Annotated in this window: 11 protein-coding genes; 5 read left to right on the plus strand and 6 right to left on the minus strand. The window is 30.1% G+C overall.

The window, feature by feature from the left end:
- Positions 1-13: 13 nt before the first annotated feature.
- Positions 14-757 (minus strand): hypothetical protein, encoded by a 744-nt coding sequence (locus tag ACQY6M_RS02995; protein WP_428740331.1) that lies wholly within the window; start codon positions 755-757, stop codon positions 14-16.
- Entirely contained in the window at positions 744-1,244 is a 501-nt protein-coding gene (locus ACQY6M_RS03000) for a MarR family winged helix-turn-helix transcriptional regulator (protein ID WP_428740332.1), read from the minus strand. The genes ACQY6M_RS02995 and ACQY6M_RS03000 overlap by 14 nt, the downstream gene beginning before the upstream one ends.
- 204 nt (positions 1,245-1,448) lie before the next feature.
- On the opposite strand from ACQY6M_RS03000, the gene ACQY6M_RS03005 reads away from it, so the two are divergent.
- Positions 1,449-1,574 carry a hypothetical protein gene (locus tag ACQY6M_RS03005; protein WP_428740614.1) on the plus strand — a complete coding sequence of 42 codons (126 nt, stop codon included), beginning with the start codon at positions 1,449-1,451 and terminating at the stop codon, positions 1,572-1,574.
- Here the strand turns inward: ACQY6M_RS03005 and ACQY6M_RS03010 are convergent.
- The 4 genes from ACQY6M_RS03010 to ACQY6M_RS03025 form a co-directional block, all read right to left on the minus strand.
- Positions 1,571-2,131 (minus strand): GIY-YIG nuclease family protein, encoded by a 561-nt coding sequence (locus ACQY6M_RS03010; protein WP_428740333.1) that lies wholly within the window; start codon positions 2,129-2,131, stop codon positions 1,571-1,573. The genes ACQY6M_RS03005 and ACQY6M_RS03010 overlap by 4 nt on opposite strands.
- 56 nt (positions 2,132-2,187) lie before the next feature.
- The gene (locus tag ACQY6M_RS03015; protein WP_428740334.1) at positions 2,188-5,313 is read right to left on the minus strand and encodes an ATP-binding protein; all 3,126 of its coding nucleotides are present in this window, start codon (positions 5,311-5,313) and stop codon (positions 2,188-2,190) included.
- Between the two features lie 220 nt (positions 5,314-5,533).
- On the minus strand, positions 5,534-8,839 hold the full coding sequence (locus ACQY6M_RS03020) for a M1 family aminopeptidase (RefSeq protein WP_428740335.1): 3,306 nt from the start codon (positions 8,837-8,839) through the stop codon (positions 5,534-5,536).
- Positions 8,840-8,852: 13 nt separating this feature from the next.
- Entirely contained in the window at positions 8,853-9,725 is an 873-nt protein-coding gene (locus ACQY6M_RS03025; RefSeq protein WP_428740336.1) for an ABC transporter ATP-binding protein, read from the minus strand.
- 209 nt (positions 9,726-9,934) lie between these two features.
- On the opposite strand from ACQY6M_RS03025, the gene ACQY6M_RS03030 reads away from it, so the two are divergent.
- The 4 genes from ACQY6M_RS03030 to ACQY6M_RS03045 all read left to right on the plus strand — a co-directional run bounded on the left by ACQY6M_RS03030 (position 9,935) and on the right by ACQY6M_RS03045 (position 13,269).
- Positions 9,935-10,729, plus strand: a complete 795-nt coding sequence (locus tag ACQY6M_RS03030) for a sensor histidine kinase (protein WP_428740337.1) — start codon at positions 9,935-9,937, stop codon at positions 10,727-10,729.
- Complete coding sequence (locus ACQY6M_RS03035) at positions 10,726-11,427, plus strand: LytR/AlgR family response regulator transcription factor (RefSeq protein ID WP_428740338.1); 702 nt, start codon at positions 10,726-10,728, stop codon at positions 11,425-11,427. The genes ACQY6M_RS03030 and ACQY6M_RS03035 overlap by 4 nt, the downstream gene beginning before the upstream one ends.
- A gap of 128 nt (positions 11,428-11,555) precedes the next feature.
- Complete coding sequence (locus ACQY6M_RS03040) at positions 11,556-11,939, plus strand: BlaI/MecI/CopY family transcriptional regulator (protein ID WP_428740339.1); 384 nt, start codon at positions 11,556-11,558, stop codon at positions 11,937-11,939.
- On the plus strand, positions 11,932-13,269 hold the full coding sequence (locus ACQY6M_RS03045) for a peptidoglycan DD-metalloendopeptidase family protein (protein ID WP_428740340.1): 1,338 nt from the start codon (positions 11,932-11,934) through the stop codon (positions 13,267-13,269). The genes ACQY6M_RS03040 and ACQY6M_RS03045 overlap by 8 nt, the downstream gene beginning before the upstream one ends.
- Positions 13,270-13,294: the final 25 nt, after the last annotated feature.

Here is a 13,294-nt window from a genome sequence, read left to right on the forward strand (position 1 = left end):
TTATTAAGTAACACTAATCGTTTTTCATTCTATACATTTGTTCATTAGCTTTCTTGAAAATATTACGTATAACTTCTCCATTTGAAGGCTCTTCTTTAAGTGTTTCTGGATCCCACTGACTGCGCTCAGTAGCAAAGAAATCTCCACCATAAATATGAAGTCCACCAGTAAATCTTTGCAACGGATTTGTTACTGAATGAATTGCATTTGTAGCTAGAGCTAGCGTAGCTACATCGCCTGCAAATAAACATCTTACATCATCTGCCTCTAACTTATTCTCACTTCGCTTCCAAAGTATGTTGTCTTCTCTTCCTGTATAAATACCTATGTTTGCCCACATAAGATGGTTGTGTGGCATGAGATTCATTTGAGGTGTCCATGATGCAGCGAAAATAGTCAGTTCTTTAGATCGAAGGAATACTTTTAACCCAGCTTCAGTTGGATTTCCTATAGCTTTTAACATTGCTGACGGATTTGACACCCCTCTTGCCAATACCTCTTTAACAGCCTCTTGAGGATTAGATTCTTTGTTTGCCGCAATACAATCTTCAATAAATTTTTGCATATCTATTAACTCTCTTTCCGTTACAGGAATAATTTGCTCTCCATGATCTAACGCCTCTGCCGAAACTTCTGTCATAGCCGATGACATAAAGGAAGGAAGTGTAACTAGTGTTAACCCCAATCCTAAAGTTTTAATCATACCTCTTCTTGATAGTTCAGCATCTTTTTGTTTAGGTTTGCTATGTGTTTTCATTTTTTTTGGTTTGATATTCATTATAAAAACGCTCGTTAAAAGAACAAGCTTTTAACGAAGCTTCAATTTCATCCAGATGTTTAATAATTGAGAGGTCTTCTTTAAGCATTTTATAAATAGCATTTTCACAGCTATCCCATATTTGTTTCAATTCAGGAAATAAATCAAGAGATTTTTGAGTTAATTTTATGTTTTGTTTTCTTTTATCAACAGTGTCTTTCTCAGAAACTATATAACCTTTGGCTGTCATCTTTTTAAGCATAACAACCATTGATGGATGTGTATAACCAAGCTGTTCTGCTATTTCAGCCATTGTAAGCATCCCTTTTTCTTTTAATAATTTGAATACTAAATGCCAACTAGGTTCAATATCTATATCTATTTGTTTAAAAAATTTTCTTGTATCATGAGACATTCTATCGCTAATACGTTTAAGTCTATTATCTAATGCCTTATAACCAAGTTCTTTAATAAAATCTCTTTCCATTTTTTACAATTAGTATTGTAAAGATACTAAAAAATACTTAGTTAACTACATAGTTATATAAACATTAACCAGTGTAGCTTCATACTACTTTATGTTGAAAACTTAAAAGACTATGTTAAAATTCATACCGAGGAAAAAACACTGGTTGTAAAATCAAATATTGGGAGTCTTGAATAACAACTCCCTACCTAACAGTTTGTTAGGATACACAGGTCTTATATTGTAGCGATTGATAAAATAACTGCTTATACCAACCTCGATATTGAAATAGGAACCATTGAAATTCCTATTGGACAAACTTATAAGGAGAAAGTGAAGGCGTTGTATTAAAGACCACTTCTTTTACCAAATAAAGGCTCATAGTTATCCCAATAAGCTTGCTCAATTGATTCAAAAACCATTTTATTTTCTGAAGATACTTTAATAATAGTTATCTCTAAATCTATTTGTTTTGGAAACCAATGAATTAAATGTAAAGAATAGGTCTGTCTACTAGATGATAACCCCAAATGTTGTTTAATTCTGTTTTTTAACTTTTTAGATGTCCCCACGTAAAGATACTTTGAATTATGCTCTTCATTATATCGAGGAAGATTAAACGTTATTCCTTTTATTTTGGGAGTATTCTTTGAACTAAAATCTTCAAACGCTTTTTTTATTTTATCAGATGTATCTTCAGTAGCTAAATACCTGATAAGATATACATAACGGTCTTTATCATAATTGAAATTAGTTGGCAGTTGTGATTTAGCTGTGTCTTTAAACAACTCATTGCTTTTAATAATATATTTTTCTTTCTCTTGTAATTCACAGGTTTTTAATTCACTTAAAACCATTTCAAGTTTAGAAACTGCTTCTTTTATAATTCCTTTTTCAGTAACAATCATATTTTCTTCCTTCGCAGATAAAAAATCTAATTTCTCAATAGTATTAATTCTTAAATCTATTGTTCTTCAATTACTTCTGGTTCTGGAATAGCTATTGTTTCAGGAATAACCATTTCATTAATTATATCAGAAATTGTTTCCAATTCATTCCAATTTTCTTTCCATTTGTCCATAAAGTCTACATCCGTTGATTTAGGCTTATTGTAATCTGCCAATTCATTAACTCTCAATATTGTTGGCATAGGAATTGAAGCCCCCAATACAAGTGCCTCTCTGCTTTCCAATCCAGATAAATTTTCTGAAATAGAACTAACTGAGTCTGGCATTAATTTTTTAATATAATTTTGGTCAGTTGGATTGGTCAATCTCATTACAACAAATGAATTACACTGTGAAAAAATTGTCTCAGAAATTTCAGATGGTCTTTGACTAACTATCATTGCCGATACACCATATTTTCTACCTTCCTTTGCTATTCTTTCTATAGATTCTTTTACTGCTCTATATTTTACATCATTATGCTTTGGTACATAATTATGTGCTTCTTCATAAACCAATAATATTGGATTCTCAATATCTTGTGATGGATGTATCTTCTTTGCATAGTACATAAAATTAAACATCAACCTACTAATTAGTGAAACAGCAACACTTAAAACATCAAATGAAATTCCACTTAAGTCTATAACTGTAACATTAGAAATATCATTTTCTTCCTTAAATCCAAGAAATTGTTTTATAATATTAGATAACTCATTTGTTTTATTCTCTTCTCCTTTTTTTATTATAAAATCTAATCGATTATCATTTTTCCTAGATTCTAATCTGGATATAAACCTATCGAATTCACCATTAAACCCTCCATATTTAGAAACTTTCTCACTAAAATCCTTATGTTTAGCGTTTCCTGTAGAATTTTCAAAATTTATCCTTTCCCAAAGTTTACTTTCATCATATTTAATTGGATTTGATGCTGGAAGAACGGCAAAATATGTATCACCATCTTTATAATATACTGTTAAATCATTTATATTCTTTATATAGTTTATAACTTCATTTAAACTAAAATAAGCAGGTGTATCAAAGTCTATTTTCTTATTTGGGTTGTGCTTAATCTTATTTAAAACTATTGCATTCTTTAGTTGATGATATTGATTGTGAGAATTACTTTCAGCTGTATCAATAAATAAATCTGTAAGTTCTTCTCCATTTAATAACCAATATGGTAATTTCAATTTATCAACAGATAAATAATTGCATTTTGGGAACGCTTCTTTGTACTCTCCGTGTAAATCAAAAATTATTACTCTTGCATTATTTTTTTGTTTAGCTTCTTTTTGTTTTTTTGTTTGTTCTATTCCTGAATGTAATATTTGAGCTACAGTACAAGATTTTCCTGAACCAGAAGAACCAACAAGAGCAATATGTTTATTAAAAAAATTGTTTCCATCTAAAATTATATCTACTTCATCATCATAAGATAGAGTTCCAAAACTAAATGTAGATTCATTTAATTCATCTGTATTTCTGGAGAAAATATCTTTTAAAAGAGCTGAATCTGCAATTGAGACATCATTTGGTGGTATTGTTATTTCTTGCCCTCCCCTTTTAAATTCATTATCTTTTAAATATCCCATTGGTTGAATATCTAAAATAAAAGAAGGTTCTTTCCTTTCTATAGTTTCGTTTTCAGAATCATTAATATCTTTGATTTTATAGCTTTGAAGCATTCCAATAATGGCATTATTATTATCATCAGTTATTTTAACAAAACTTCCAAGAGAAAAATTCTCATTTTTTTCTTTAAATGTATTAGGTTTAGTTACTTCTACTGAAATAGAATTAGGTTGAATTCCTACTATTCTTAAATAATCATTTCCAGATATAACTTTATCAAATATTTGACTGATATCATTTAAAGTTTTAAGCTTGTTATCAGGTTCAATTACAGATAATTTAAATGAAACTTTTTCACTTGAATCAATTTCAAAATATTCTTTATAATCTAACTTAGAAAAAAATAAAGCAGAATCTATTTTTTTAATTGCTTTTTGATTTGTTTTATAATCATTAAAAGTTATCAGTTTAACAGCAAATGATGTTTTAGAAATAGTATCATTCTTGTTTGTATTTATAACAGGGTCTTGGTTAAATAATTTAATGTCAAATCCAGCTGAATGACTTTTACCCCAAGGAACAATTCCTTTTTCATATAATTTTGATTTATATTTCGAGAACTCTTCATCGTCACAATCTAAAACAATAGTCCAAACCTTACTTTTAGTAGAATATGATTTACCTACTTGAAAATATTCATCAATAATATTTTGAGTTAAAGCTTCAAAGCTAACTTCCTCTTCATTAGATAAAAATTCTTTACCAATAAATAAAAATTTATACTTGTTTGATGATAATGCTCTTTCTTTTTTTAGTTTCCACTTTACATATTCCAAATATTGTTTTTTTCCCCTCAAATGTGCATACCATTTATTAAAAAGAAACTTTTTGTTATCAATCTCTCTTAGAAAATCTTTTTTTGTAATTTGCCTTTCCTCTAAAGAATCTTTAGTAGATAATTTGAAAATTATTTTTAAAGCATTATTATAATAATATTCGGCTTCTCTATTACTACAATTACTAAAGTTAACTTTTATTTGATTAATAACGTCCTTTCCTTGTTCGTCAATATCTCCTGCATTAATATCAATTTCTAAAGACTGAATAAAATTAGTTAAGTCAGTATCATTTAGACCTAACTCATCATGTACAGAATACTCTGTTTCATTTTTTATTCCACTTAAAATACTTGTCTTTAAAAAACTTAGCTCAGTTGTCTTTAATTTATTTTCTTCTAATTTTTCTGCTAATGCCTCTTGGTTTTCTTTAAAATGTGCATAAAGAACAAATTTTAAACCTGTCTTTCCCGAATCTATTGCTTTTTTATACTCTCTTAAAAGTAACTGGATAGGCTCTTTTATTTGAGAAGGAACATATCTAGTTTTTGAATGATATTTACATTGAATGTAGGTTGTTTCTCCTTCTAGATTTTCAATATCGATGTCTTCAATTCCTTCAACCTTAACTAAGGTTGTAAGTTCTTCTTTATTTAAAATTTCTAAAATAGTTTTATCGAATTGATAATAATAACCTGCAATTGTGTTTTCAGCACTTCTTTTACTCATCTTATAGAATTTTTAAAAGAAACAAAATATTTGTTCCTAAGCATTTTACCAAATATAATGAATATTAAAAAAGGTTATTTACGGTAATTCGTAATTAGCTAAAAAATATAATCATTAGTTTATTTAACATACTTTATTACTATAACCTTATCACATAAAAAAATGTCCACTAAAATTGTAAAACTTTAATGGAACATGCTTAAGAAAGAGTCAGCAAAAACTATTGTTTTTTAGCTATCAGTTCTTTTTTCTTTAAAACGATTTCTTTGCTGTTTACGGTTTCAAATAAATCATGAAGAAGGTATTGCAACGAACTAGGAGTTACTTCTTTTAAATAATGTAATAAATCCTTCGTTGTAGCATATCTGTTCGTAGTTGCTTTTATTTTTCCGTTGTAGGTATTCCAATCTTCAATAAATCGTTGTAATGCCAAATTCACCTTATCCTCTCCTATCTTATCTTGTAGAATGTACATTGCCAAAGCTCCTTTATTGTAATATACATAGTCTTGGTTTCCTACCAATGCTAAAGAAGGTTCTTTGATTTTAGTTTTCTTTCGTTCTCTATCATAGGTTTCTTCTTGGTATGCTAAAAACTGTGTTACTTTTTCCTTCGGATAATTATTTTTTAGCACCATTAAGGCTCCGTATTGTGCTAAGGTTTCTAAAATCATGTGTTTTCCTTGCACATTAGCAGCTTCTACTTGCATTCCCCACCATTGATGTGCCACTTCATGTGCCGTTACATAAAATGCCATATCTACATCTTTCTCGTCATCAATATTTAACACAAAACCTATCGCTTCAGAAAACGGAATCGTACCCGGAAAAGACTGTGCAAATTCTGCATACCTAGGAAACTCCATAATACGTAGTTGTTTATACTGATACGGACTGAAATGAGTACTAAAATAATCAAGTGATTTTTTCATAGAAAGCATCATTCTATCTAGATTGTAATTGTGTTTTTTGTGATAATAAATTTCTAAATCTACCGCGTTGTCTTTATACAACCATTTATCTTTTACAGTCGTATATCTAGCAGAAACAACGCTATAAAAATTAATCATTGGCTGGTTCATTTTATAATGAAAATAGTTACGCTCTCCTTCTTTCCATTGCTGGATTAAATTTCCTGGAACCACCGCTGTTTGATCTGAAGCGGTTCCAATCACCATTTCGAAGTGTATTCCGTCAGAATCACTTCCTGAACGTGCATTTACAAGTTCATTTGTATCTTCTCTTCTAACCTTATTCAACCTTGGAGCAAGCTGAAATTTCGCTCGTTTGTCTGCATCTCTAAGTTCGTATTTTCTATTGTAGCCTATTGTAGGAAATTCCTCATTGTTAAAAAACGTTCCGTTGTGTACTACATGCGTTTTTTGGTTTTCATCACTAAACCCTTTTGGTGTGTAGGTTTGTTTAAAACTCATTTTTATAGAATCGTTGGGTTGTAGCTCTTTGGATAAGTTGTAAACGGTATATTCAAATGGGTCGTACGGAGTACTTTTTGTCGTAGCTCCATCAAAGGTTACGGAATCTAACTGTACATGTGATGCTATTAATTTTTGAATATGAATTTCATCTATAGGCTTATCAAATGTATTTTTCAGCATATAATAACCTTCAACACTGTAAGCTCTTGTTTTAGGGTACAGTTCTACTTTTAAGTTTACTGCTGTAATTTTTGGTTGCGGAAGATATTCAAACGATTTTAACGTCTTTTCGTAGTTAACTCTAAAAGCTATTTCTTCCGCATTGGTCCAATAATCGTTAAGAACATTGGTGTTATAAAATATATAACTTCCTATACCAATGAAAAGCATTCCTGTAACAATTAAATACTGTATCAATGGCTTTGTTATACGGTATTTTAAGGCTTTTAAACGTGTTATAAGACGAGTTTCAGTACCTCTTGTTATTAACAACGCACTAATAATTAACAACATGATACCAAATACCAACCAGTAGGCTTTAACCCACAAATAAGGTTGTAAAAAATGACCATAGCCATTCATTGCTGAATACGTACCTAAAGTTTTACCTCCAAATTTGTATAAACTGTGTTGAAATCCCAGGTGTTCAGAAGCAATATTCGCGATGAAAAACAGTAGGACTAAAAAGATACCCACAAATTTGTGATTACTAATTGCTTGGAAGAAAAAGGCTACAAAAGTATATAGTATTAAGAAAGGTAGAATTTCTACAAAGAATCCGTAAAAATAAATAGCTAACTCAAATTGATAGTATCCATTAGCTACCTGAAACAAGATTCCTGTAGCAATCAAACTCAGCATCAATACCATGTAAATAACAATAAGAGCAATAAATTTACTGGTAAAAGCAACCACATCTGAAATGGAGGTAGCATCGTATATCAGATTCAGTTTAACAGTACGTTCTTTCCAAATAAGTTCTCCTGAATAAAATATAAGAATGATGATAAAAAAATACATCGATATTTCTTGTAATTCTTCTACTATAAAATAAGTTGCTGGATAACTATCTACATTGTAAACAGTTCCTAAATTCACAGAATTAATTAAAATGATGATGATTCCACAAATAGCAATTGCCCAAAATGATGTTTCTTTCAACAATGATTTTACATAAAACTGAGAAAGCTTTAGCAACTGCAAACACTGAGTTTTAAAGTTATACTTGATGTTTATGGTAGGAATTGGGTAATTTATTTTTGTAAAGCTTTTTGACTTTTTCTCTAACTCTACTCTTTTTCGTTTTGGTATTTTAGTTAATAAGCTAAACGAAAATTTACGGTAACCAATTAGTAAAATAACTACTCCTAATAAACTCCAAAACAATTTATTGTACAATACTACACCACTAAATGATATTTCAAACACATTGCGCTCTACAGCCGATAAATCTTTAGCTACCTGTGTTAAGGTAGTTAACGAAAAAGGATCTAAAATAGCTTGTAAAAGCTCATTTGTTACCGCTTTGGTTAGTAAAAAGACTACAAATAAAATGATGCCTTGTGTGTAAACAACTAACAATTTTCTACTCAACATTCCTGATACAAAAAATAGGCTAGCTCCAAAAAACAGAATGGGAAAGACTATAATTGTAAATGATCGTATATAGGTAACTGCATTAAAGGGTAACATGTCTTTATGCCAAGGTAGATACTCACCTACCATCATACCAAATAACACTCCACTAAAAATGATTAATAACACAGTAAAAGAACCTAAAAATCGTCCTAATAAGTAATCTTGTTTTTTAATGGGATTTGTAAACAGTAATGCTTCTATATTATACTGATAATCGCGAAGTACAGGAACTCCCATAATCATGGATGCCATAATCATAAAAATCCCAGTAATTGCTCCCATGGTTTTAGCAATGATTAACGGACTATTTTTCTTCATCAATCCTATTTCTACTCCTTGAAAAACAAAATCGACACCAACGATTGAGAACAAAAAGAGAAATACAAAAAACACATACGTTTCTGGGCGTTTAGCTCTATATTTCAGTTCAAATTTGAATATTTCGTACCACATAATTTTAGCTGTATTAATAGTTATTGATTTGTGAGAAATACACATCTTCTAATCCAGCAGATACGGGTATAAACCCATTCTTTGGGTCAGATTCACTTATAATATTTATAATTGGTTTTCCTAGGAACAACTTTTCATTAATAACCGTATACTCTTGTTTATACTGCTCTAATTCTTGTTTCTTAATTGTTTTTTGGTATACTTTGCCTTCTAAGTTTTCTATTAGTTTTAATGGACTCCCTTTTAATACTACTTGTCCTTGATTGATAATAGCCATATTGGTACATAATTCTTTAATATCATCTACAATATGTGTTGATAAAATAACAATTGTGTTTTCTCCAACTTCACTTAACAAGTTGTAAAATCTATTACGCTCAGCAGGGTCTAATCCCGCAGTAGGTTCATCAACTATGAGTAATTTAGGGCTGTTAAGTAGCGCCTGTGCAATACCAAAACGTTGCTTCATTCCTCCCGAATAACCATCTAAATTTCGTTTTCTTGCCTCATACAAGTTTGTTTTGTGTAATAATGCTTTTACCAGTTCATCTCGCTCCTTTTTATTGGTAACTCCTTTTAATACAACCAAATGATTTAATAACACTTCAGCAGATACTTTTGGATATACGCCAAACTGTTGTGGTAAATAACCGAGTACTCTTCTCACTGCATTCTTATTGTTTGCTACATTTAAATTATCAAGTACTACAGATCCTTCATCAGCATCTTGTAAAGTAGCAATGGTTCGCATTAACGTTGATTTTCCTGCTCCGTTAGGACCTAATAAACCAAACATTCCTTTGGGGATTTCTAACGATACATTTTGCAGAGCTTTTACACCATTTGCATAGGTTTTACATAAATTTTTAATGGTTAAACTGTTCATTTTTTAATTGTTTAATTGATATTGAACAAACCTAGCCTTACCTTTTCTACTATTAAAAGTTATGTGATGAACCTACAGTATTGTGTGATACAAAGAGTGCTCTAAGATTATAAAAGTATTTTATCACAGTTAACCTTACTCTTATCCCTATAAAAGCAATGTTTGTCAACTAATTTGTAAGGCGCATTTTATTTGACTAATATTGACTCATGAATTTTACAATTACGGATAAAAAGAAGGCTATTATAAAGCGTACTTATAGAATAATTCTTGTTTTAACAGGAATTATCATTGTTGTTTTTAATGACACTTTTGGTAAGTTAGAAGGCTTTGTAGAATTTATAACACTCTATTTTTTAGTGTTATTCTTTACTTTCTTTTATTGGTTGTTTAAACAAATAAAATCGATTATTCGGTTGAAAAATGAAAAAACGAAAACAGAGTTGATGCATTTAAAAAGTCAGGTCAATCCTCATTTCTTTTTTAATACACTCAATAACCTTTATGGTTTGGTAGGTAAAGATGCTAAAAAAGCACAAGAGCTTATTTTAAAACTTTCTGACATGATGCGCTACAGTGTTTATGATGGCGAAAAAGACATGGTTTTACTTTCTGAAGAAATAACCTATTTACAAAACTATATCGAACTTCATAAAATGCGTTATCATAAAGCTATTGATATACAATTCAATATTGATATAGCAGATAACGATTATAAAGTAATGCCCTTGCTTTTTATTATTCTTCTAGAAAATGCTTTTAAACATGGAGTAGAAAACCTGAGGAAGAACGCTTATGTGCATTTAAATTTAACAGCTAACCAAAATGCTATAAATTTTGAAATTGAAAATAATTTTGATGCTACAGAAGAAAATCAAGAAGTAGGTATTGGTTTACAAAACTTAAAACGAAGATTGGAGTTAGTGTACCCTAAAAATCATGCTTTAACTACTTCTAAAACTGATGAAATTTACTTCGCTAAACTGAATATTACAAACCTATGATTAAGTACATTATTGTAGACGATGAGCATATTGCCCATGATATTATTAAAGGCTACTGTGATTTATTACCAACTATGGAACTCAAAAAGCATTGTTATGATGCTATTGAAGCTTTAGAGTATTTAAACAAACATCAAGTAGATTTAATTTTCCTTGACCTAAATATGCCTAAACTAAAAGGATTTGAGTTTTTAAAAACATTAGCTTCTCCTCCTAAGGTAATAGTTACTACAGCCTACAAGGAATTTGCCCTTGAAGGTTACGAGCTTAACATAGTTGATTACTTACTTAAACCCTTTGGTTTTGAACGTTTTTTAAAAGCTGTAAACAAAGTAATTGGTACTCCACAAAATACTCAAATACAAAACGTCCAAAAAAATAATACTGAAAACCCAAGTAGTATTTTTCTTCGTAGCAATAAAAAGTATATTCAAGTTACACTTGATACCATTCAGTATATTGAAGCTGCCGGGAACTATACAAAAATAGTTACCACCAATAATGCAGTTACTATAAGAGAAAAGATATCCGATGTGTTACAATCACTTCCAGAGAATGATTTTTTACAAGTACATAAATCATTTGCTGTAACCAAAAGATATATAAGTAGTATAGAAGGTAATAGAATTTTAATAGGCGATCATAGTATTCCTATTGGAAAAATGTATAAAATGAATATCGATAAATTACTGAATTAAATTTTATTCCATATCCCCCTACACTCTTTACTAGTCTTGTAATCGCTTAACAAAATTTTAACGACTATAACTATAGTTTTATTACTACAACTATAGTTATAGTAATAAAATAATACTATATTTGCTACATGAATGAACTTACAAAAGCAGAAGAACAAATAATGCAATATATATGGAAGCTAGACAAAGCTTTCTTAAAAGATATTGTAGAACAATTTCCAGAACCTAAACCTGCCTACACCACCATATCAACTGTGGTACGTGTTTTAGTTAAAAAAGGATTTCTAAATTTTGAATCCTTTGGTAAAGTAAGACAGTATACTCCTACCATTACTAAAGAACAGTATTTTAAAAAACATTTTAAAAATGTGATTGGTAGTTTTTTTAGTGGTTCTAAAAGCAAATTTGCCATGTTCTTTACAGAAAACGAAGATTTTAACCTTACTGAGTTAGAGGAAATAAAAAATCTTATTGAGAGTAAAATAGAAACCTTAAAAGAAAAAAATGACTAGTTTTTTTATCTATTTAGTTCAAAGTAGTCTTGCTTTTTCTTGCTTGTATGTACTCTATATCATTGTTGGTAGTCGGGTAACTTTTCATCAAACTAACCGATTTTTATTACTCTTACTACCTGTTATATCTTTGTTAGCTCCCCTATCCTACTTGCTAACATTTGAAACTCCGTCAACCATAATACAAATTCCGCAATTCAATGAATTTGTAGCAAATAGCGAAACTGTTTTGCTAGATACTATTGAGGAAACAAGTATACAAACTTTTAATTTCAAAACTATCCTATTCGGTTTATACCTATTAGGTAGCTCATTGGTATTCTTAAGTTTGCTACATTCAATTTGGTTACTTTTTCAATTAAAACAGCAATCAAAAGTTACGTCAAACAACAATATTCAACTCATACACACCAATCAAACCAGTACTTTTTCATTCTTTAATTGGATATTCATTTCTAAACATGTGAATCCTTCAGAAAACACATTAATAATAGCACACGAAAAAGCGCATATCGTGCTAAAGCACTCTATAGATGTGCTACTTGCTGAAATCTATATTGTATTCTTTTGGTTTAATCCGTTAGTATATAGGTACCGAAAATCGTTAAAATCGATACACGAATACCAAGCAGATAGCTGGGTATTAAACGGAGGCACCAAAACATCTAACTATTTAGAGGTTCTTTTACAAAACATTGAAAAAGAAACAGCTACTTCCAATAGCTTGTATAGCTATTTTAATCAATCAGTAATCAAAAAGCGAATAGATATGATCACAAAGAAGCCTACGGCTAAGGTGTACAAATTCACCTACTCAGTATTCATTATGGGTGCTGCAAGTCTTTGTTTGGCATTTACGAAGCCAAACACCTCTGAAAAACTCTTACCGAGTACAACTCCCCAATTAGCTAAGGAGTTTGTGCTCGATCCTCCTACTCTTTTTCCTGTGCAAGGAAAAAGTAAAAAAGACATCAGTAGTACCTATGGAAAGAGAAGAAATCCATTAAAAAAAGGGAAAAGAATGATGCATAATGGCATTGACATTAAAGCTCCCATAGGAACACCTGTTATTGCTACTGCCGATGGCATTATTGCCAAAGCAGCTGACCAAAACAAATGGGGTAACTTAATTGTAATTGAGCATAGTGATGGTTACCAAACTTGGTATGCACACTTACAAAAATTCAATGTTACCAAAAATCAATCTGTTAAAAAAGGAGATGTTATTGGCTATGTTGGTAATACAGGTGCATCTTTAGGAGCACACTTACACTATGAAGTGCATTATAAAGAAGCACAGGTAAACCCAATAAACTTTATTAAAAAGTAATTTACAAACTCGTTTTATTAAAAAA

It is taken from the genome of Tenacibaculum sp., from assembly GCF_050290165.1.
Taxonomy (GTDB): Bacteria; Bacteroidota; Bacteroidia; order Flavobacteriales; family Flavobacteriaceae; genus Polaribacter.

What these genes read in the sequence shown, in the direction of transcription:
- ACQY6M_RS02995 (WP_428740331.1), bottom strand. Translation starts at nt 757, where the DNA reads ATGAAAACACATAGCAAACCTAAACAAAAAGATGCTGAACTATCAAGA.
- ACQY6M_RS03000 (WP_428740332.1), bottom strand. Translation starts at nt 1,244, where the DNA reads ATGGAAAGAGATTTTATTAAAGAACTTGGTTATAAGGCATTAGATAAT.
- ACQY6M_RS03010 (WP_428740333.1), bottom strand. Translation starts at nt 2,131, where the DNA reads ATGATTGTTACTGAAAAAGGAATTATAAAAGAAGCAGTTTCTAAACTT.
- ACQY6M_RS03015 (WP_428740334.1), bottom strand. Translation starts at nt 5,313, where the DNA reads ATGAGTAAAAGAAGTGCTGAAAACACAATTGCAGGTTATTATTATCAA.
- ACQY6M_RS03020 (WP_428740335.1), bottom strand. Translation starts at nt 8,839, where the DNA reads ATGTGGTACGAAATATTCAAATTTGAACTGAAATATAGAGCTAAACGC.
- ACQY6M_RS03025 (WP_428740336.1), bottom strand. Translation starts at nt 9,725, where the DNA reads ATGAACAGTTTAACCATTAAAAATTTATGTAAAACCTATGCAAATGGT.
- ACQY6M_RS03030 (WP_428740337.1), top strand. Translation starts at nt 9,935, where the DNA reads ATGAATTTTACAATTACGGATAAAAAGAAGGCTATTATAAAGCGTACT.
- ACQY6M_RS03035 (WP_428740338.1), top strand. Translation starts at nt 10,726, where the DNA reads ATGATTAAGTACATTATTGTAGACGATGAGCATATTGCCCATGATATT.
- ACQY6M_RS03040 (WP_428740339.1), top strand. Translation starts at nt 11,556, where the DNA reads ATGAATGAACTTACAAAAGCAGAAGAACAAATAATGCAATATATATGG.
- ACQY6M_RS03045 (WP_428740340.1), top strand. Translation starts at nt 11,932, where the DNA reads ATGACTAGTTTTTTTATCTATTTAGTTCAAAGTAGTCTTGCTTTTTCT.